At 51.4% G+C, this 21,515-nt stretch carries 21 protein-coding genes; 1 reads left to right on the top strand and 20 read right to left on the bottom strand.

All coding sequences use genetic code 11. The features are described from left to right. Positions 1-27: 27 nt before the first annotated feature. The 17 genes from DXC57_RS13925 to DXC57_RS13845 all read right to left on the bottom strand — a co-directional run bounded on the left by DXC57_RS13925 (position 28) and on the right by DXC57_RS13845 (position 17,649). Complete coding sequence (locus DXC57_RS13925; protein ID WP_333490920.1) at positions 28-375, bottom strand: response regulator; 348 nt, start codon at positions 373-375, stop codon at positions 28-30. A gap of 51 nt (positions 376-426) precedes the next feature. Then, a complete protein-coding gene (locus tag DXC57_RS13920; protein WP_347502144.1) occupies positions 427-2,592 on the bottom strand; it encodes an ATP-binding protein in 2,166 nt (721 codons plus the stop codon). Continuing rightward, entirely contained in the window at positions 2,582-3,397 is an 816-nt protein-coding gene (locus DXC57_RS13915; protein WP_118653180.1) for an ABC transporter substrate-binding protein, read from the bottom strand. Before DXC57_RS13915 ends, DXC57_RS13920 begins: the two co-directional genes overlap by 11 nt. A 356-nt stretch (positions 3,398-3,753) precedes the next feature. Further along, entirely contained in the window at positions 3,754-6,387 is a 2,634-nt protein-coding gene (gene ppdK / locus DXC57_RS13910) for a pyruvate, phosphate dikinase (RefSeq protein ID WP_022359744.1), read from the bottom strand. A gap of 385 nt (positions 6,388-6,772) precedes the next feature. Next, complete coding sequence (locus DXC57_RS13905) at positions 6,773-7,309, bottom strand: DUF3592 domain-containing protein (protein ID WP_118653178.1); 537 nt, start codon at positions 7,307-7,309, stop codon at positions 6,773-6,775. Between the two features lie 38 nt (positions 7,310-7,347). After that, positions 7,348-7,542, bottom strand: a complete 195-nt coding sequence (locus tag DXC57_RS13900; RefSeq protein ID WP_118653176.1) for a hypothetical protein — start codon at positions 7,540-7,542, stop codon at positions 7,348-7,350. Between the two features lie 14 nt (positions 7,543-7,556). Further along, positions 7,557-8,435 carry a DUF3137 domain-containing protein gene (locus tag DXC57_RS13895; RefSeq protein ID WP_118653174.1) on the bottom strand — a complete coding sequence of 293 codons (879 nt, stop codon included), beginning with the start codon at positions 8,433-8,435 and terminating at the stop codon, positions 7,557-7,559. 10 nt (positions 8,436-8,445) lie between these two features. Then, a complete protein-coding gene (locus tag DXC57_RS13890) occupies positions 8,446-9,390 on the bottom strand; it encodes a hypothetical protein (protein ID WP_118653172.1) in 945 nt (314 codons plus the stop codon). 15 nt (positions 9,391-9,405) lie between these two features. Continuing rightward, positions 9,406-10,743 (bottom strand): hypothetical protein, encoded by a 1,338-nt coding sequence (locus DXC57_RS13885; protein WP_118653170.1) that lies wholly within the window; start codon positions 10,741-10,743, stop codon positions 9,406-9,408. A gap of 18 nt (positions 10,744-10,761) precedes the next feature. Then, the gene (locus tag DXC57_RS13880; RefSeq protein WP_118653168.1) at positions 10,762-11,589 is read right to left on the bottom strand and encodes a hypothetical protein; all 828 of its coding nucleotides are present in this window, start codon (positions 11,587-11,589) and stop codon (positions 10,762-10,764) included. Between the two features lie 15 nt (positions 11,590-11,604). Further along, positions 11,605-12,540 (bottom strand): hypothetical protein, encoded by a 936-nt coding sequence (locus DXC57_RS13875; protein ID WP_147354107.1) that lies wholly within the window; start codon positions 12,538-12,540, stop codon positions 11,605-11,607. Positions 12,541-12,568: 28 nt separating this feature from the next. Next, a complete protein-coding gene (locus DXC57_RS13870) occupies positions 12,569-13,489 on the bottom strand; it encodes a hypothetical protein (RefSeq protein ID WP_118653164.1) in 921 nt (306 codons plus the stop codon). A gap of 27 nt (positions 13,490-13,516) precedes the next feature. Then, entirely contained in the window at positions 13,517-14,287 is a 771-nt protein-coding gene (locus DXC57_RS13865; protein ID WP_118653162.1) for a hypothetical protein, read from the bottom strand. 31 nt (positions 14,288-14,318) lie between these two features. Next, a complete protein-coding gene (locus DXC57_RS13860; protein ID WP_182457324.1) occupies positions 14,319-14,558 on the bottom strand; it encodes a DUF2442 domain-containing protein in 240 nt (79 codons plus the stop codon). Positions 14,559-14,652: 94 nt separating this feature from the next. After that, positions 14,653-17,124 (bottom strand): LuxR C-terminal-related transcriptional regulator, encoded by a 2,472-nt coding sequence (locus tag DXC57_RS13855; RefSeq protein ID WP_118653158.1) that lies wholly within the window; start codon positions 17,122-17,124, stop codon positions 14,653-14,655. A gap of 19 nt (positions 17,125-17,143) precedes the next feature. Beyond that, complete coding sequence (locus tag DXC57_RS13850) at positions 17,144-17,413, bottom strand: hypothetical protein (protein ID WP_243101488.1); 270 nt, start codon at positions 17,411-17,413, stop codon at positions 17,144-17,146. Positions 17,414-17,421: 8 nt separating this feature from the next. Beyond that, complete coding sequence (locus DXC57_RS13845) at positions 17,422-17,649, bottom strand: hypothetical protein (protein ID WP_182457322.1); 228 nt, start codon at positions 17,647-17,649, stop codon at positions 17,422-17,424. A 184-nt stretch (positions 17,650-17,833) separates the two neighbouring features. Between DXC57_RS13845 and DXC57_RS13840 the strand changes: the two genes are divergently transcribed. Next, a complete protein-coding gene (locus DXC57_RS13840) occupies positions 17,834-17,956 on the top strand; it encodes a hypothetical protein (RefSeq protein ID WP_347502141.1) in 123 nt (40 codons plus the stop codon). A 216-nt stretch (positions 17,957-18,172) separates the two neighbouring features. On the opposite strand, the gene DXC57_RS13835 is transcribed toward DXC57_RS13840, so the two are convergent. The 3 genes from DXC57_RS13835 to DXC57_RS13825 all read right to left on the bottom strand — a co-directional run bounded on the left by DXC57_RS13835 (position 18,173) and on the right by DXC57_RS13825 (position 21,497). After that, positions 18,173-19,561, bottom strand: coding sequence for a glycine--tRNA ligase (locus DXC57_RS13835; protein ID WP_107001585.1), 1,389 nt, complete (start codon positions 19,559-19,561; stop codon positions 18,173-18,175). Positions 19,562-19,656: 95 nt separating this feature from the next. Beyond that, on the bottom strand, positions 19,657-20,316 hold the full coding sequence (locus DXC57_RS13830) for a hypothetical protein (RefSeq protein ID WP_118653156.1): 660 nt from the start codon (positions 20,314-20,316) through the stop codon (positions 19,657-19,659). Between the two features lie 155 nt (positions 20,317-20,471). Next, a complete protein-coding gene (locus tag DXC57_RS13825; RefSeq protein WP_118472457.1) occupies positions 20,472-21,497 on the bottom strand; it encodes an acyltransferase in 1,026 nt (341 codons plus the stop codon). Between the last annotated feature and the right edge of the window lie 18 nt (positions 21,498-21,515).

The following is a 21,515-nucleotide window of genomic DNA, read 5'->3' as shown; positions in this document are numbered from 1 at the left end:
TTGTCAATTAGCAACATGCCACATTACTTAATGCAAGGTATTCTGAACTCTTTTCTTTACAATCACAGGATCAAACGGTCGGATGATATAATCCGTGATTCCCATGTCATATGCTTTACGCATCGTATCAACCGGTTCTTCCGAAGAAATCATGATTACAGGAGTTTCCGTAATACACTGACTTTGGTTCATCCATTTCAAAACATCAAAGCCATTCATCTGTGACATATTGATGTCTAAAAGCATCCGATCAATTCCAACATTTTCTCCCAGCATCTGAATGACCTGACTTCCATTTTCTGCTTCCAGATAATCATATGTTTCTCCCAGAATTTCTTTCAACCTATCTCTGTTAAATTCCGCGTCATCTACAATCAGTATTTTTTTCTTTTATCCGTATTTTAATTTTCTATATATATGCAGTTTTTATGAAGTTCTAAACACCTGGTCAAAAACAGCAAGTATGGTTTTTATATCAATCGGTTTTGCAATATGTTGATCCATTCCTGCTTCTTTTGCTCTTATTCTGTCCTCTGTGAACGCATTTGCTGTCATTGCAATGATCGGTATCGCTTTAGCATCCTTTCTATCCATGGAACGAATCGTCTTTGCTGCTTCATAACCATTCATAACCGGCATCATGATATCCATAAGAATCGCATCAAATTCACCGGGTTCACTTTTTTTGAATCGTTCAACGGCTTCCTGCCCATTCCATGCCTTAGTCACGACAGCACCTTCATTCTGAAGCACAAATTCAGCAATTTCCATGTTCAGCTCATTATCTTCTGCCAGAAGAATATGCAGTCCCTTTATAGATTTTCCATCTGATACATCTTTCTTTTCTTCCCGTTTATCCGAATTCAGATCGATTTTAAATGGAATCCGAATCACAAAGGTAGTCCCTGCACCGTTTTCACTTTCAAAGGTAATGGTTCCACCCATTGTCTCAATCAACTTCTTTGCAATCGGCATTCCCAGGCCTGTTCCGGCAAATTTTGTACGGCTTCCTGCATGTTCCTGGGCAAACGGTTCAAAAATATGTTTCTGAAACTCATCTGTCATTCCGATTCCTGTATCCCGGCAGACAAATTCTATTGTCGTCATCTCTGGCTGTCCGGATGGAATCTCCCGGCAGCTAATATAGATATGTCCGTTTTTTCTGTTATATTTCACCGCATTCGACAGTATATTCATCATCACACGTTTCACATATCCTGGACTTCCAATAAGCTTCCGATGTGTGATTTCTTTCTTCTCCCACACGATCCGGATATTCTGTTCTGCCGCCATCTGCTCGATCACAACAAGTACTTCCCTGGAAATACGGCTCAGATCAAACGGAATTTCTTCCAAAATCACTTCGCCCGACTCCAGCTTACTCATATCCAGGACATCGTTTACCAGTTCCAGCAACAAATTGGATGCCTCTTTCACCTTTGTTCTGTATTCTGTCTGTTTCTCCATATCATCTGCACAATGATCTGCCATATTGACCAAACCGCAGATTCCATTAATCGGAGTCCGGATATCATGGCTCATCCGCTGAAGAAACTCTGTTTTTGCCCGATTAGCGGCTTCCGCCTTTTTTGCAGCTATCAGAAGTTCTGCTTTATATTTTTCATCCTTTTCCCGTTCTTGTTTCTCATGTTCCAGATTGGTTCTGGAGATACAGAACCAAAATATACCAACTATCAAAGCATATAGAAAAATGACACCAGTCACACTTAATGGAAGGTTATGAAACACTTCCGCATCCGGAAGATATGCATAAATATAATAATCCCTCTGCTTCAGCATGATTCCGTAGCATCCGGTTCCTTCATTCTTTAAATGAAAAATATGCTGACTGTCTGTGTGCTTTTTCATTGCCTGAACAACCTCATTGTCGGCCGTATTCTGCCCCAGCAGGCTCTCATCGTTACTGGCAACAACGACCCCCTCGTCTGCAACAATAATTGTTCCATCTTTTTGGACGCCATATCCATTTAAAAGTCTCTGTATCGTCAAAGTATAGTTTCTGGTAAATTCAGGAGATGTGTAATAATAAATTGCCACAACACCCGGCGCGTCTTTTCTGGCGCAGGCTGCAATGTCGATCCGGGACCCGTCTTCTTTGGCAAACCGTTCTGAATAAGATCTTTCTTCATATCCTGCAAAATCCATGATAATTTCTTTTTGCAGATACTTCGTAATCTCATCCGTCAGTGACTCGTTCATGCTGTACTCACAGACCGTCTTTCCTTCTGCATCAAGTACAAGGATACCATCCACCCAGAGTGTCTGCAGATTATCCTTCAGAAACTCCCGGCTTAACTGACCGCCGTTTTCTGTTTCCATGTTAATATTGGTACTCATCTGTCTGGCACTTTCAATGGCACGGAGGAGACTTTTGGATTCCGAAGATTCATTATAATGGGTGTAGGTGGAGCACTGCACTTTCACATAGTTTACGATCTCTACCATTCTTTCTTCTGCTTCCGCTTTTTCCGCGTGGAAGAAATAAAACAGAGAGACTACAGCCACACAGATTCCAAGCAAAATACCAATTATTTTAATCTGGTTTTCCTTCGTTCTTCCCTTAATATCCAAGATTATCCACCTCCAGATACTTCTCCGGATCATCCAGATATTTTTCAATGATTTTCAGGGATGTGCCATCCTGACGCATTTCCTCCAGAATCTGATCCATCCGTTCACAGATTCCCCGCTCATCCTCTTTTGCAAAAGCAACCCCTATTCCGGTGATCATCAGCGGTTCTTCCAGGATACGAAAGCTTATGCCATCATCCTTCATATACTGGACAATCGATTCCTCATGTGCGGCAACTGCATCTACATATCCTTTCCCCAGAAATGTATAGATCAGTTCCCGGTGTCCCAGGCTGATCAGATTTCCCAGTTTTGGGATTCTCTCATCCGTCCGGTTCAGAAAGATGCCCTCCGGTTTGGTTGTGGACTGGACAGCCAGATTCTTTCCCTCCAGGTCACTCAGTTTATAGATGTCACTGCTCTCATTTACAGCAACCACCTGACGGCTTGCTATGTACGGTCCGGCCCAGCGGTAATCATCCAGGCGCCCTTCCATGGAAAAACAGCCCATGATGCAATCTATCTCTCCACTCTCCACCAGCTCTTTCTTCTTCTCCCAGTTAATCTGGACAACATTCACCTGATAGCCCATTCTTCTGAAAGCTTCTGTAGCCAGTTCTACATCGATTCCCGTCGGCACACCATCTTCATTCAGATAATTGTATGGTGGATAGTTGTCGCTTCCGAGTGTGATGACGGGTTTTCCCGTTTCTTTTTTATTCTCATCTGTATTTTTGCACCCTGCCAGGGTGACTGCTAAGATTCCAACAAGCAGAATACCTGCGATCACTCTTTTTCCTTTCATTTTCCTTCCATCCCTGTTATTCTTTTCTACTTTTTTCACATCTGATTTCCGGCTATTTATTACGATTCAGTGGCCTGCGCTTCGGTGCCCCCGCACATAAGACTTAATTTTCTAATATGATCAAAAAAAGCTCCATGTAAAAAATTTACAGGAACTTTATCTATAATACCCACTTAACTCTTACCTTATATTCTTACACTTTTGATTATAGCATTCAAAATATACCATGTCCATAAAAATTGCCATCATCCATGTTTTTTTTCATAAACAGCCGCCGGTTATTTATATAAAAGAACCCCCTTACTTTCGTAAGGGAGTCCTCATTTACTCATCTATTCAAGGATATTTCCTTAAAATTATTTCTCAGCGATTGCAGCCTGTGCAGCAGCCAGACGAGCGATCGGCACACGGAACGGTGAGCAGGATACATAGTCAAGACCAATCTTGTGGCAGAACTCTACGGAAGACGGGTCGCCGCCGTGCTCGCCGCAGATACCTACATGAAGGGTCGGGCGCTCTGCTTTACCTAACTTGATCGCCATCTCCATGAGCTTACCTACGCCAGTCTGATCCAGTTTTGCAAATGGATCGCTCTCGAAGATCTTCTTGTCATAGTAAGCATTCAGGAACTTGCCTGCATCATCACGGGAGAAGCCGTAGGTCATCTGAGTTAAGTCGTTTGTACCGAAGCAGAAGAATTCAGCCTCTTTTGCGATGTCGTCAGCGGTCAGAGCTGCACGCGGGATCTCGATCATGGTACCTACTTCGTACTTCAGATCAACGCCTGCTGCTGCGATCTCCTCGTCAGCGGTCTTCACAACGATATCTTTTACATATTTTAACTCTTTCGCATCGCAAGCGAGCGGAATCATGATCTCCGGTTTTACGGACCAGTCAGCGTGAGCTTTCTGTACGTTGATAGCTGCACGGATAACTGCCTTGGTCTGCATAACTGCGATCTCCGGATAGGTAACTGCCAGACGAAGTCCACGGTGACCCATCATCGGGTTGAACTCATGCAGGGAAGCAATGATGTTCTTGATAGTCTCAACCGGTTTGCCCTGAGCGTCAGCCAGTTTCTTGATGTCATCTTCCTCAGTCGGAACAAACTCATGCAGCGGCGGATCCAGGAAACGGATCGTAACCGGGTTGCCCTCCAGAGCCTCAAACAGACCTTCGAAGTCGCCCTGCTGATACGGAAGGATCTTATCCAGAGCTGCTTCTCTCTCTTCTACAGTGTCAGCACAGATCATCTCACGGAAAGCAGCGATTCTGTCTTCCTCGAAGAACATATGCTCAGTACGGCAAAGACCGATACCTTCTGCGCCAAGCTCTCTAGCTTTCTTCGCATCTGCCGGTGTATCAGCGTTGGTACGAACTTTCAGTCTTCTGAACTTGTCAGCCCATGCCATAACGCGGCCGAATGTACCAGCGATGGTAGCGTCTACGGTCTTGATCTCGCCCTCGTAAATATTACCGGTTGTACCATCAATGGAGATGAAGTCTCCCTCATTGAACTCTTTACCAGCTAATGTGAATTTCTTATTTTCTTCATCCATAGCGATGTCGCCGCATCCGGATACACAGCAGGTACCCATACCACGGGCAACTACGGCTGCGTGAGAGGTCATACCACCACGAACGGTTAAGATACCCTGAGCAACCTTCATACCGGTAATGTCTTCCGGAGAGGTCTCAAGACGAACTAAGACAACCTTCTCGCCCTTTTCAGCCCATTTCTCAGCATCCTCTGCAGTGAATACAACTTTACCGCAAGCAGCACCCGGAGAAGCACCTAAGCCTTTTCCAAGCGGAGTAGCTGCCTTTAATGCAGCAGCGTCAAACTGCGGATGCAGCAGTGTATCGAGGTTACGCGGGTCGATCATAGCGACTGCTTCTTCCTCTGTCTTATGTCCTTCATCTACCAGGTCGCAAGCGATCTGCAGAGCTGCCTGAGCAGTTCTCTTACCGTTACGGCACTGTAACATATAAAGTTTACGGTTCTCTACAGTAAACTCCATATCCTGCATATCATGGTAGTGGTTCTCAAGCACATCGCAAACCTTGATGAAATCTGCATATGCTTCCGGGAACTCCTGCTCCATCTGAGCGATCGGCATCGGAGTACGAACACCTGCAACTACGTCCTCGCCCTGTGCGTTCTTTAAGAACTCGCCCATCAGCTTCTTCTCGCCGGTTGCCGGGTCACGGGTAAATGCAACACCTGTACCGGACTCATCGTTTAAGTTACCGAATACCATCGGCATTACGTTTACTGCAGTACCCCAGGAATACGGAATATCATTATCTCTTCTGTATACGTTCGCACGTGGGTTGTCCCAGGAACGGAATACAGCTTCGATTGCTAATTTTAACTGAACAACCGGGTCAGACGGGAAGTCCTCACCTAACTGTTTTTTGTACTCAGCCTTGAACTGCTCAGCCAGAGTCTTTAAGTCAGCAGCAGTCAGTTCGATATCGTACTGAACACCCTTCTCTTCTTTCATCTTGTCGATGAGCTGCTCGAAGTATTTCTTACCAACTTCCATAACGACATCCGAGAACATCTGGATGAAACGTCTGTAGGAGTCATATACAAATCGCTCAAATTTCGGGTCCGGGTTGCCTGCGATCATCGCTGCAACTACCTCGTCATTTAAACCAAGGTTTAAGATGGTATCCATCATACCTGGCATGGATGCTCTCGCACCGGAACGAACCGATACTAACAGTGGGTTCTTCAGATCGCCAAATTTCTTTCCATTGAGCTCTTCCATCTTCTTAACGCCTTCCATGGTCTGTGCCATGATCTCGTCGTTAATCTTGCGACCATCTTCGTAATACTGGGTACAAGCCTCAGTTGTGATTGTAAATCCCTGTGGAACCGGCAGACCGATGCTTGTCATCTCCGCCAGGTTCGCTCCCTTTCCTCCCAGCAGGTTACGCATGGTCATGTCGCCCTCGCTAAACATATAAACCCATTTTGCCATAAGTATTTTCCTCCTATACTCGTTTATGTTTTACATTCACATATTTGTATTTATGTGAAAGATAAAAGCCATCGTGAATATTATAACATAAACTGCGGTCTAGTAAAGAGTTTTTTTGAATTCTTTCCAACTTTTTTTCGATCAATATATATTTTTTTGTAATTTTCATGAATATTTACGTTTTAAAACCTGATTGCCAAATCAAAGTTGTATTTAAAATCGACAAAATTTGGTTAAAAAAAGCAGAAACCAACCAAAACCTTGGCTTAACAGTGATAAGGAACTAATTCAAACTTGCCACTGTCAGCTGACGGTTTCAGGTGTGCAACGCAGACGGTTGATTCTGGGTAGCATCCATAATCGCAGCGATTATGGATATTCGGTATCAGGAAATGGCGACTTGACCGGTAAATGTCATGATACCGAACCAGAGCAGGAACGCGGCAAAAACGAAGAAACCGATTCCAGCCAAAACAGGCCTTCGCGGTCTGTTTTCCGTAATGCGTTCCGGCTTAGACGGGTCATAGTATCCCATCACCTGCCGTCCCAGATCCCGCTTGCTGGAAAGGGCCTGACGGCTTGCGTACTGATAGGTCCTGCCACTTACCGCGTACTCATAGGTTGGAAGATAAACCGTCTCCCGGCGCAGCTGATCGCTACCGTCCTCCTGATGCTCCCACCTTTCATCGACCGATTCCTCAATCCATACCACCTTCATCATTGTGGTGCCTGTGTACCGCCGCACATCATCCTCGTATTCCTTCCGTGCACCTTTCCGCTGACGGACCCCGAGCCATGCCACCAGCACAGCCCCGAGAATAAAGCCGATTCCCGCTGTGATATTCCGCGTATATTCTACGGGCCATGCCACAAGCGCTACCGCAAGGATGAAACCGATCACGATAACTCTGATACTCTTCATACGTCCTCCTTCCTGCCGCCATGGGCGGAGATCTCCTCTTACGATACCGGCGGTTGGTTCTGCACGGCATCTACAAACAAAATGGTCAGCCCGATATATGCGGCGCTTGCCAATGCCAGCAGGACGCAGAGGATGACGCAGACTATTTGAACCGGTTTCTGCAAGTAACGGTGGGAGAGAACTATCCCCAGCAACGACAGCACCAGCAGCACCATAGCAAGCCAAAGAGGCATATTGCCCACCTCCCTTACACGCCGCGGAATGCGTCGATCATATCCGTGAACCAGCTCAGTTCACGGGCAAAGCGCTGGCGCAGCTGCTCCAGCGTCTCCCGCCCCTTTCCGATATCGAAAAAGCCGCGTCCGCTGTGGACGGCAAGATACAGCCTGCCGTCTGGATTGAGATTCACAGAAAACTTACCAAAGGAGGAATCCGCCAGCGTCAGAATCCGCTCTATGCGGCCGGGGGTTAGGATACGGAGGGCTGCTGCTTCATCGTCACTGCTCAGATTGAAGCGCTTGTCAAAGACCTCATTTCCTGTTTTGATGGTTTTGGCGCTGAACAGCTTATCCAGCCCTTCTCTCGGCCAGATGGTCAGCCATGTGGGAAATTCCCGGTTCAGCTCACAAAGCAGCCACTGACCAGTATAGACCTCCCGCTCGTTTTTCTCCCACATGCCGGTCTCCTCACGCTGGAACTCGTCCACGTCCGTCAGCTTGACGATACACAGCTCCGTAGTCAGGTTACGATACATTCCCCGGACATACCCACTGCTGCTGCAATGGGTGTGGCTGGGCAGGGGAATGTTCGTGTCCTCTGCGTCCAGAAGATGCGGCGTGGGGTTCATCTGCACGTTTTCAAAGGCAGCGCTTACGATGTCCGGCGCGATGGCCTCGAAGGTCTGCTGGCTTGCTTTGTCCTTGGACTTGCCCTGCACCATCTGCCCCAAGCCGAGGATCACGCCGCCGATGATGATCAGCACAATGTTACCGCCCAGTATGATACCTGCGATGGCGACCACACCGCCCAGCAGCGAGAGAATTTTGCCGCCCAGCTTGCCGCCCTTGCTCTTACGCAGTTCCTGCGCCAGATGTTCATCCGTCATGTTCATGTCCCTTTCTTCCATATTCTTCTCCTTATTCTGCCGCGCCGGTTAGGGCGGGGCTTTCCGTTATCAGATCCAGCAGATTGTCCATACCGGTCAGCGAGGCGGTGAACCACTTGCGGATGCCGTCGATGTCCCGCAGATCCAGCCACTCCGGAACGCCCGCAAACACATACTGGGTGTTCAGTGCCAGCGCCAGATCGCCGTCACGGAGGATAAGACCGCACAGCTTGGAGGTGCGGGAAGTAGTTTCCAGTTTCTTTACCAGCTCACGGAGCTGCGGCGTGACCTGATCGTCCACCTCCTGACCGCTCGCCGTGTGAGCGGCAAAGTGCTTCTGGAAGGCGGCGGGGTCGGTGATGTCGTCCTTCTTCCGCTCCTGGAACATATCGTTCAGTGTGATGTCCAGCGCCGGGTCACAGATGTCCTTGCACCGAACCACGATGCCGCGGAACAGCGTCTCGGTCCGGGTCATCCAGTTGTCGTTGTCGGGGCCGGACTTTTCCTCCACGGTGCGGCACAGCTCTACATTGGCCGCAGAGAATCGCAGCCCCTTGTGCTCACCCTCGTGGAAGTCCGTCACGGTACACTCCGTAAAGGAGACCGTCGACAGCTTTGCCACCGCCAAGTACCCCCAGTCGATGGGCAGCGTGGCCGGCTCCGGCTCCGGTCCGAAGGCTTTTGTCAGCTCCGTGCGGAAGAAGCCGCCCAGCTGCTGCTGCATCAGGGCTTTTTTCTTCGTTTGGGCGGGCTTTGCCACCAGCAGGAACAGCGCCACACCGGGGAACACCAACGCGCAGACCAGAAGGGGGTCACGCCGTATAAACATTGAAATACACCCGGCGATCACCAGAATAACGCCCAGCGATATGCTGATGTCCTCCGTTCTCTGATAGCTTCCCAGCTTTTTCGACAGCTCGGCGTCGGTCATGCGCTCCGCGCCCACTATGTCAAAGTCGTTACGTTTCTTTCCCATTGCTATCCCTCCTCCTTAGTAGCAAAGGCTGAAATACAGGCTGCTGTAGGGGTCAAGGGTGTCGATGTCCAGGATGGACGCTTCGGGAGAAATGCTGTCCAGCTGCATGCGCTTAGCACTGTCTTTATAGTTGTCCGGCTGCGCCTCGGCGGCAAAGACCAGACCGTCATAGTCCTCCGGGAGATAGACGGCATAGCTCTTGGTCAAAACCTGCGCCCAGTCGCCCACGTTGTACTGCCAGTCGGTGGAGTAAGCGAATTCAATAAGGTAGCTGTTCCCCTGCCAGCTGACGGTGTGGAGATAATAGTTGTCCCCGCGCTGGCTGTTGCCGTAGGCCGTTGAGGTGGTGAGCCACACACCGGTGTAGAAGTCATAGAGCTCACTGCTGATGACAGTCGTATACTGCTGGTCAAAGTAGGGGATGGCGTCCTCCGGGATGTAGCAGATGGCGTCAAAGTGCAGCTCGCGGATGCCGTCGTGGGTGTAGTCACCGGTCTTCGTGATCTCCCAATAGCAGTCGTCGGTGTTGTAGCCATCTCCGAGGCCCGAATAGCTGCAAACCCCGTCTTCCAGCGGGAATGTCCCCATCTCCACGGCGGCATTGATCTCAAGGCCGTTTTTTGTAAAGTAGGGCTCGCCGGACTCTATGCCCTCCACCGGAAGGAGCGTGCCGTCGTTCGCGCTGTCGATGAGGTCGCCGCTGATGGTGCGGTCCAGCTGCAGGGTGTCGCCGCTGCCGTCAAAGTGGAGTGTCACGCCGTTTTCGTCCACCCACAGCGTACCGTATTCGATGACATCGTCCTGGTCGTTCACAAATTCCCATGTGGCATCCTCGCGGATGCGCAGCCATAGGTTTTCCCCCTGATACTCCCAAAGTCCCACATAGGGGGCAATCAGCTCCTCCGGCCCGGCCACCCCGGGCACATGGAAGCTGGAGTAATCCGGCTGATAGACATAGCGCTCCTGGGGGTCCCACAGCCAGAGCATGGTGGTATTGCTCATGTCCTCATGGCCGATCTCCACCAGTACGTCGCTCTCCTCGTCCCCGTTCTGATCGTCGAAGGAGATTTGGAAGGCGCTGCTGCTGATGTCCTCGATAGTCTCGGGAAAAGCCACGCTGTCAAACAGCACCTGCTCCTCCTGATCCCGGTAGAAGGCCGCGCTGCTCTCGCTCACCGTGACCAGCACGTCCACGCTCTCGCCGTTATGGGTGATGGTGCCGCTGCCGACTACCACGCCGGTGGTGCGCCAGTCATCTCCCACGACATCGCCGGAATCGCCACAGGCGGCAAGATTCAGGCAGATCGCCATGGCCAGCACAGGGATAAAAATATGTTTCCATCGATTCTTCATGCGTCTCCTTCCTTTTTATCACTCCATCAGGTAGTAAACACCCTCATCGCCCCAGACCAGAGCGTCCTCGTCAAACTCAAAAACCCGATACGACACACCGTCATACAGGGTGGAATCGGCGTAATAGGTGCTCACCTCATCCGTGGAGTAGGAGAATGTGCCGTAGTCCATTTCCGCGGCCTCAGCGCCGGGAGCGCGCTGGTAATAGCTCCAGTTCCCATTACCGTCGATGACGATATAGGTCTCAGCCGAGAGATCACCGTCATAGTACCAAATGCCCTTGAATTCCGAGACATTCCGCTGGCAGAGGTCGGAATCCCAGCTCCAATAGGAGTCCGGGTTTCCGTCTAAACGGCCGTTCCAGTCGGGCACCTCGTCCCCCGAGGGATCAGGCTCGTCATCCTCGGTGAGCTGGCCGCTGTCCTCATGCCAGAGGTACTCCATCCCTTCGCCGTAGTTGAAGTAGCCGTAAGCGGCGCTGTAGAGCTGGCCGTCCTCCATGTTGATGCGGCTGCCGGAATCATCCAGGTTGCTGTAGGCATAGATAGCCTCCCACTCCGGCTCATAGCGGAGGTAGCCCTCATCCATCACTTCGCCGCTGAGGTAGAGGGTCCAGTTGCCCTCGGCATCGAACTCAATAGAGTCGTAGTCGTTGTTTGCTTCGCCCAGCCAGATACCCTCAAAGCCGCTGAAGTCGTTGACGGTGTCCTCGCTGACTCCGCCGCCCAGCCCCTCGTTGGGGTCGTCCTGTGGGGCAATCTGTTCTTCCGTATTGCCGCAGGCTGTACACAGCAGGAAAAGCAGCAATACCAGTCCCGCCAGAAGATATGGCTTTTTTCTCTTCATGTGATATTCCTCCTCTTATTCTTCATCGCTCAAATACAGCTGCGAAAAAAGATTTTGATAGATCTCACCCATATCCGCCGCAGTATCGGGGAGCGCGCAGAAGCCGTAAAGATAGGTGCAAACGTCGGTGTCCATGGCAAATACGGTCCATTCCCGGGTGTCCTCGTTCTCGCCGGCAGTATAGGTTACGATGTAAACCGGATAGCTTAAATTTTTGCTGTATTCCTCATTTTCTTCGGCGGACAACAGCTCATAGGTATCCGTATCACTTAAAGACAGAGCGCAGGCCGTCAGATAATCGTCCAGTTCCTGCACATCCGGAACAAAACAGCTTTGCTCCGCTGCGTTGACCACAAGGAGCTGCCCGTCTTCGGTGATGTCCTCATAGCGGTAGGTGCCGTTGTCATGATTCTCAGAGAGCAGGTTTTGCATATTGGTAAAGGGTAGTGCGCCGCCCATCAAAACCGGAATGCCGTTCTGTGAGATCACATCCCCCCGGCCGTCGCCATCCGCAGCGTAGAGCTCCACGATCTTCTGGTCGTAGGTCTCCGGGTCGTAAGCGGTGTCCAGGAAGAGGGCGATGCTTAGATCCGGCGGCGAGAAAATGAGGAAATCGCCGTTTTCAAAAAAGGTAGGGGAACTGGGATCGTAGTCCGGGTTGACGGGCTGGCCGTCCTCCCCGTAGAACTGAAGGTGGAAGCCTGCGTTCAGCTGTTCTTCCGTGTACTCGCCCAGGTCGATCCCAACGCTTTCGCCTTCCTCCAGCGTGGTCTCCAGGCAGTTTTCGCCCCAGTTCTCCTCCGAGGTAAGGCTGATGCGGAGATCCGCGATGGGGTATGTGCTGCGGTTCACCACGGTGATCTGCATGGGATACTGCTTCGCACTGCAGGCGGAAAAGCTCAGACAGAGCAGCGCCAGGGCGAACATCAAAAGGTGTCTTCGTTGTCTCATTTCATTTTCCTCTTTCTTCTGCGGGGCCTCAGATGTCCCAACTGTCCATCCAGTTTGCACCCCAGTCAACAGCGGGATCATAGGGTTCTTCAGGAATCCAGCCTGCGGGATAGATGAGGCCGTCATTATCGTGGTAGGCAAGGCCATCGTCGCCGATGATGTAATCGTTGCCCAAAAGATAGCGGTTCACGCCATCGTAGTACCAGACGTAGAAGGCGGAGTATTCGTCTTCGTAGAACTCCGCATTTTCCATGTCGGTGTAGGCGTAAAAGTCGGCATTTCGGTAAAAGACACCGTCAAAATGCTGATCGTCCCCATAGCGCCCAAAGCGGGCAGCGGAGAGAGTGAAGCTGTTGCCGTCGTCGCTGGGGCAGAGATAGGCGCGTGTCCCGTTATCATAGAGGTAGAGGCCCATACCCTCACCCTCGTCGTTTATGGTGCCGCTCATGGAATAGTCCGGTGAACAGGCGATGTACTGCATGAGCGACGAGTCAATGACGATGGTCTCGCCCAGCGCGTTCTGCCACATGCCGTCCCAGTTGCTTTTATCCCATTCGACGATCTCCGCCTCATCGTCGCGGAGAAAGGTGTGGCGGTGGATGGCGAATCCGCTGCCTTCGCCGTTCTGGTTCGGCAGCAGCACGCCATCGTCGCGCAGTAGAAAATTGTAGAGAAAGCCGTTGAAGTAGATCATCGGTCGTCTGCTTGCTTCGGACAATTCGAATTCTCCGCGCCCGCCGAGTCCCCAGCGGGTGCGGTAGGCATAAAAGCCCTCCTTACTATTAAAGTACAACTTTGCAGTGCCGTCGATGCTCCACATCCCGTCGAGAAATTCCATATCCATGACGGTTTCATAGCCGCTTTGCGTATCGTCAGATTCGGTGTTGCCGCAAGCGGCAAGGCTCAGACACATAAAAAGCGTCCATACAAGAGAAAAAAGCTTCTTCATTTATATTGCTCTCCTTTTTTGCAGAGCTTACTCTATCTTCTGATAGTAGTCATATTCGCCGCCCCAGTAGATCACGTCGCCGCCGACAAGTATGAAGTCGTAGACCACATCCGTATGTATGGTGGAAATGGCAAAATACTGTCCTGCACCGTCTTGATCCACCTCTATGGTGCCGCAGTCTACCATGGTGGGGTCCCCGTCATCGCCGGGCCGCTCCAGCAGCTCCCAGCTTCCGGATGCGTCGAATTCAATTATGCTGGCCGCGCCTGGGTCACCGTCCTGATACCATACGCCGGCGAGGAAACCGTAATCGCCATCGCCGATGTTCTCGCCCGGCGCATCGCCAGTCACCTGCGTAAAGGTGCCAAGCTCGGCTACATGCAGGGCGCCATCCTCATCAAACCAGCTGCGGTAGGCCATGCCGTCGTGCTCGTTATAGAAATAGTCGTAGTCATAGTCCGGTACGAACTGGATGAAGCCGCTGGCGGTCATGTCTTCGTCAGCATCGTACAGCGCAAAGCGCACCTCGTCGCCCTCATCGTTGTTGGCAGCGACCAGCGTGCCGCCGTCCTCACCCGTCCACGCGCCGCCGTAGAGGTAGAGGTTCGCCATCTGCTCGGAGTCCTTGACCAGTCCCTCGAAGGAATCCGGAACACCGTATAAATTGTAGTCGCTGCCGTCATCGCCGTAGTCTTCGTTACTCTCATCGTAGTCTTCGCTACTCTTGCCGCAGGCGGCAAGGCTCAGGCACAGCACCAGCGCCAATGCAAGAGACAGATATTTTTTTAAATGTTTCATCATCATCTTCTCCTTTTTTAGATAAACAGTGTCAATGTTCCTGTTCCGCCATGGCCAATATCTCATCGTGGCTCAACTCCACATCGCCGAAGCGGACAAAGATACCGTTGGTCACAGCGCTGTTCCACACCCGCGCATCTGACAGCGGGCGAAACCGGATCTTGTCCAGATATGGCTTCATGTCCAGCAAAAGTCTACTTCCCGATACAAAATCCACCTGCAAAACATGGTTGGGCAGCGGCGTGACTGCTGTAAGATACCTTCGGTTCAAGTGTGCGACCTCCTTTCTGCAAAAATAAAAATCCACCGTACAAACATTGTACGGTGGATTCTATGGGATAACCATTAACCAAAGGTTAGGTCTTTTATCTGAGCAGCTCGGCAAGCTGCTTTCGTTTGATTCGGGTGTCGCCTTCGATATGGAGCTTGGAATAAATCTGATTGACATACTGCTTGACGCTCCCCTCGGAGAGATAGAGCTGTTCCGCAATCTCGCGGTTACTGAGGCGCTGCGCCATCAGCTCCACGATCTCAAATTCCCGCGGTGTCAGCACGTCGAAGGCTGCCGGGCGAGTGCCGGCTGCGTTTTGCGCCGTTGCCGCCTCGCCAAGCTCAATGATTTTTGAGATCAGGTCATTTTTTACCTCCCGTTCCAACAGAGGCTTCAGAATATCATAGTTTTCTACAAACGGCATCACAAGACCGTCCGGCTCGGCATCGGAAAGTGCCTTTCTCAGCCATGCGTGGGCTTCCTTGGGCTTGCCCAACTGCTCATAGGCTGCCGCCGTCTGGATGCGTAGGTGCAGCGCCACCAGCGCATAGTGCATGGCTTCGCAGACCGGCAGCAGTTCTGCGCTGTACCCCACCACCCGGGCATAAGCGCCTTGGGCAAGATACACCTGATTTTCGATCATTTCCATCATAGGCTTACCCGGCGCAAGCATATTGATATCAGAGAGCCGGTGCTGCGAGAAAATCTCCGGGATTTTATCCGTTTCGCCGCATAGTGCATGGTAGTAAGCGCTGGTGGCACACCAAATGTTGATCCACACGGCATCATGATAGCGCAGCAGCGCCTCATATCGCTCGTTAAAAGTGTACTGCTGCTCCACATCAGTATACCGCGAGAGTCGCCGTGACAGAAAGTCGCAGCAGAGTGCCATGTTGATCTGCCCGTTGTCTTTGACCTGCGCATAGGCGCGCTCCAGTTCGATGTGCGCATCAGTGAAACGTCCTTGACAGAATAGGGCCTCCGCGCGCATGATGGTCTCTGCACCCTGCCCGTGGTGGTTGGTGACCTTATAGTAATGGGGCATACACTCGTCCATCTCGGTAAGCTCGCTTTCGAGTTCTCCCGGTGCGCGGTAGAACATCATCAGAACGGACGGCGAACCAAAGGTCCAGCCGCCGCTATTCTGGATGCTGATGGCAGGGCGGGACATCTGCACGCTGGCGCTGCGGTGCAGACGGCTCATGGCACTGATGTCATTGTAGCAGAGAAAACTCAAAATGAGGTCGCATTCACCCAGCAAGTTGCCGCGTTCTTCTTCGGAAAGCTCCGGGTGCTCCTCAATGGCCGTCAGCAGCAGCGCCTTCAGCTCCAGCATTTTCGGGATCTGCCGCCATGTGAACATCCGGCGCATCAGCACCAAAATGGCGAAGGGATAGGACTTGAGCGTTTCGGCGGGGCATTTGTCCAGCGCGTCGAGCACGTCCTCGGGCTTGAGCGAGGCGAGCAAAATGCCCGCATCGCTGCGGATGACACGCAGCAGCGCATCGTAATTTTCGCTCTTGTGGTAGGCTGCAATGGCATGGAGATACTGCCGATGCTGCTCATACCACAGTCCGAAGCGCTCCCAATAGAGCCACTGCGTCTTCTTCTCCATTGTAAGAAATCTGCGCTCGGCGCACTCCTTCATCATGTGGTGGAAGCGATAGGTCACGCCGTCCGGCAGGTGCGTGACAAAGGCGTTCTGCTCGGTCAGCAGGGAGAGAATTTGCCCCGCGTCCGCATCGCCTGTGATATACTGCGCCATTTCGACGGTAAATTCGTCGGCAAGCCCCATGACCGCCAGAAACTCCCGCTGCTGTTCCGGCAGCGGGTCGATCATGGCGGCGGTAAAAGTGGCGTAGATGTCGGAATGGCGGCTGGGCAGCACGCCGCGCTCGGAGAGCGTTCGCAGATTCAGGTACACGGCGGAGAACCAACCTTCGCTGGAATAGAGGAGACTTTCAACCTGCGCTTCGGAAAGCTCCGTGCCGCAGCGGTGGGCATAGATGGCAAGCTCCGTATGGTTCAGGCGCAGCTGCTCCGTGCCGATCTGATAGACCTTTGCTCCCAGCCGCACCGTCTCCGCAGCGGGCAGAAAACGGTCGCGGCTGGCGACGATCAAATGCACATTGATGGGCAGACGGTTTGCCAGCATACAAAGAAACAGCGAGGCGCACTTGTCCGTCAGCAGGTGGAAATCGTCGATAAAGAGATAGCAGGGGGTCTCTCCCGTCAGCGCATGGCAGAGATCATCCACCAGCAGCCCACCGCCCGCTGCGTCCGTGGGGCAGGGATATTCCCGCAGGAAACCAAAGCCAGCACGGGCAAACGCCTCCTGCACGCTTTTCCAGAAGATCGCGAGGTTATTGGAATACGCGCTGATGCGGATGATATGCAGCGCCTCCGCCTTGGCGCGTTCGCCCAGATACCAGTTCACTGCCGTGGTCTTCCCGTAGCCCATGGGCGCCACCACGGTGGTCATGGCGCAGCGGGAGATGGGCCGCAGGCTCTCCTGCAGCCGCTCGGATATGTAGATGGTGTTCAAATTCCATTTCGGTTTTGGCATGATGTACACCTCCGACGATTTATTTTCCCAAAGTCTCCGACTCAAACGACACGACCACGGATTTCAACAATCTCGCCTCCGGCAATCTCTGAACAAACCGTATCGCCGTTTTTGCAAAGATGTTGGATTTTTCCGTATTCCAATCCGCCAGCTTTACGATCTCCGCCGTACCGTTTTCAAAATCAAACCGAAGCTCGCCCCATTCGCCGTCGTTGTTCGCCTGATACAGGTAGACAGCGGCGGCTATTTTTTTGTTCTTCTTTTGTGTCTCGGTCTGTTTCAGCGTCACGGTATGGATCACACCGCTTTCGGAAGAAGCTGCATATCCACGTTCTTTGCACCAATGCCGGTCAGCAGTTGATTCAGGATCATGCACGGCGCGTCCAATCGTGTGATCGTTTCGTCGGGGATGTTCAATACCACGCAGCCAATCGTGCCGGTCGGCATGACGCTGCCCGCGTAGGTTACGGTATCCTGCCAGAAATCCAGAGATAAAACCTTGTGACTGATAAGCTCCTGTGCCATGCTGCATCCTCCTGTCACGTTTTTCTATTTTCATTATACCATGCAGACGGGAATATGGAAAGCCATGTCATGTTTTTTGAAATGAACTTGTCATGCCATTCGCCTGTGTTTTTCTAATCTGAACATAAAACAGACAGAGGGGTATGAAAGGTGCCTCTCCAATCTATTTTACGGAGGATAACGCATGAATTGTTTTCAGAACGTCAAATATGGCGTAAGCTGCCGGGAGGCAACAGAGCGGTACGGCGTAGAGGTCAATCATTACGGCATGGCCCTCTGCCCGTTTCACAATGACCGGCATCCATGATTGCAGAATCTACCCTTGGACGCAGAAAAACGGCGTGACCTTCATGGTCACACCGTTCTCTGCCCCGCCGCAAGACTTATAGTTCCTTACGACTGTTAAGCCTTTCTTTTAAGAAGCTTTAACTTCTCAAAAAAAGCATCTGGTATGATTTCTGCTTGATTATTTTATCATCTGAATCGCTGATAAATTCTAACTAATTTCAAGATCCGACCTTAATTAGAAACGGAACTTATCCTCGAAGTAGTTCTTAAGCTCTGCGATCGGCACACGTACCTGCTCCATAGTATCACGGTCACGTACAGTTACAGCCTGATCAGTCTCGGATTCGAAGTCATAGGTGATGCAGAACGGAGTACCGATCTCATCCTGACGACGATAACGTTTACCGATATTGCCTCTGTCATCGAACTCGCAGTTGTAGTACTTGGAAAGCTCTGCGTAGATCTTCTCTGCTCCCTCGTTAAGCTTCTTGGACAGCGGAAGCACACCGATCTTAACCGGTGCAATCGCCGGATGGAAGTGAAGAACGGTTCTCACATCGCCCTCGCCGATCTCCTCCTCATCGTAAGCTGCACACAGGAATGCCAGCGTCACACGATCAGCACCCAGGGACGGTTCAATCACGTACGGGATGTATTTCTCCTTCTTCTCATCGTCAAAGTAGGTCATATCCTGACCGGAGGTGTTCTGATGCTGGGTCAGATCGTAATCGGTACGGTCTGCGATACCCCACAGCTCGCCCCATCCGAACGGGAACAGAAATTCCAGATCGGTCGTCGCCTTGCTGTAGAAGCAAAGCTCTTCCGGAGAATGGTCGCGCGCGCGCATCTCATCCGGCTTGATGCCAAGTGTCTGCAGCCAGTCGATGCAGTGCTGTTTCCAGTATGCAAACCACTCAAGGTCGGTTCCCGGTTCACAGAAGAACTCCAGCTCCATCTGCTCGAACTCTCTGGTACGGAAAGTAAAGTTACCCGGTGTGATCTCGTTACGGAAAGATTTACCGATCTGACCGATACCAAACGGGATCTTCTTGCGGGAGGTTCTCTGTACGTTCTTGAAGTTTACAAAGATACCCTGTGCAGTCTCCGGACGCAGATATACGGTGTTTTTTGCATCCTCGGTAACTCCCTGGAAAGTCTTGAACATCAGGTTAAACTGACGAATGTCGGTGAAATCATGCTTGCCGCAGCTCGGACAGCAAATGTTATTGTCATCAATGTACTGTTTCATCTGCTCCTGGGACCAGCCGTCTACGGAACCCTCGATCTCGATGTTGTGCTCTGCCATATAGTCCTCGATGAGCTTATCTGCACGGAAACGCTCTTTACAGCTCTTGCAGTCCATCAGCGGGTCAGAGAAGCCGCCCAGATGTCCAGATGCCACCCATGTCTGGGAGTTCATGAGAATCGCACAGTCTACACCTACGTTGTACGGGCTTTCCTGAATAAATTTCTGCCACCATGCACGTTTTACATTGTTTTTCAATTCTACGCCCAGATTGCCGTAGTCCCATGTATTGGCAAGGCCGCCGTAAATCTCAGAACCCGGATATACAAATCCTCTTGATTTTGCGAGCGCCACGATTTTGTCCATCGTCTTTTCCATTTGTCTTGTCCTCCTGATTCATTTATCATTGTACCCGTCCCCACCTTTTCTTTCGATATCTGGCAGATGGACGAATTTAACAATCATTCTGTTTTTTATCTTTTAAAAATCACATAAGCCGTGCCTGTTTCCGGCAGACTGACGGTTGAATCGTCTTTTAACTCGGTATTCGAACTGCGGTAAAGCACTTTTCCGCCGACCATCAGCGTCGCACCGCCCTCGCTCCGGACTGCCATGCCGCTTTTTTCATTCTGAACCGCATCCGTTCCGGCTTCACTTCCATCTGCCTTTACCAGCTCACCCTCGGAAAACCATCCATCGGCAATCGCCTCCGAAAGCGGCTTTGCCTCCAGCGCCGTCAGGGAGTTGCTGGTGTCCTCGTTGTCATTCGTCTCTCCGAATGCTTTCAGATCTTCAAAGGAAGCATAATCAAAGATCGCAGTCACCGTGTCTTTTCCCGCCTTCACACTTTTCAATGCTGCCGGCAGTCTCTCGGCATTTTTCTGGTTCTGTGCCAGCGCCCCGGCGCCTTTTTCTTCATTAAAATGAATCACTGCCGTCTCTAAATACTGCTTTAATTCATTCTCATCGACCGAAATACCGCCGGTCTGCTCCACCAGAGCACTCGACAGCGCTCCGTCTTTTGCCACATATACGCAGCTCTCCGAAGGGGAAAAGGCTGTTTCCCGTGAGCCACAGCCGGACAGCATCACACCCACGGTACACGCTGCCAGAAGAAATCCTCTTTTTTTCATTGCTCTTCCTCCCAAGCGCAAAAATGCTCCTACAACCAAGTTTTTATAGTATACCTGCTTTTCTATGTATTTTCAAGACTTGGACCTGAAAAAACGCATACTCGCACTTCCGTTTCCAGAGATACCTGCCTTTCAACCGTAAATCCTGCTTTTTGTCAGCGTCCCCCATTCAGGGTCTTCCAGATGTCCGGACGGTACCTCCGCAACACGCGCGCCGCCTGATAACAGAGTGTCACTGCAAGCAGCGGCATGCACACATACATAAACATCGAAACCAGCTGGCTGCCCGGAAATAGCAGCGCCGCCGCCTTATTGAGGAAACGGACCACCACAAAGTGCGTCGCATAGATAAAAAAGGTGCAGGTCATAAACGGTCTGACTTCTCCCAGCCAGCGCTCGTTTACCATCATCCAGATACCGATGACTGCCAGAAGCTGGTAGAGAACGATTCCCGGCACAAAATAGTGGGTATAATAGCTCCTGCTGAGCACGATTCCCACTGCCAGCAGGCACACCCCCAGTGCCGCCCGCTTCCACGACCATACCGCCTCCGCCCATTTTCTCCCGTGCAGCGCCGCATAGGCGGCAAAGGAATAATAAATCAGGGCGTCCAGATTCAGCTCCGGCAGCGCCACCCCCTTGAAAAGTGCCACAAGCAGCACCAGCAGAAATGCCGCTCCGGTCCAGATATTTTTCAGAAACAGATACAGCACCGGTGCCAGCAGCACCAGCAGAATGATCTGATACATGAACCAGAACACCGGATTGAAGGTATACTTGGTGATCGCCTGCCATGCCCCGGACGTCGTGATCACCAGATCCGTCCGGTTGGCGATCGTCTGCAGTCCCGGAATCCGGCTCGCCGCCACATACGCCACGTAATAGATAGTATTCCAGAGCAGGTACGGAACCAGAAGCGAATGCAGACGTTTATTTAATTTTTCTCCCAGCCGCTTCATCGTGAAGTTCCGGTAGAACAGGTAGGCAGACAACATGATAAAGCATGGGATGTCCACCCGCAGAATTTCCTGCATGACCGGGTACTGGAAATGCCACCACGGTGCGTCCTGCCCCAGTTCCGGGAAAAACAGATCCGCGTTGCCGGAATGCGTCCAGATGACCATGAGACAGCAGATGAAATTGAACCAGGCGATTTTCTGGTGGAATTTGGGTTCTGGCATATAAATGGTTCCTCCCTG

The organism is Clostridium sp. TF06-15AC, from assembly GCF_003481165.1.
GTDB classification, from domain to species: Bacteria; Bacillota; Clostridia; order Lachnospirales; family Lachnospiraceae; genus Otoolea; species Otoolea fessa.
This window is presented reverse-complemented; position numbering and strand designations above follow the sequence as displayed.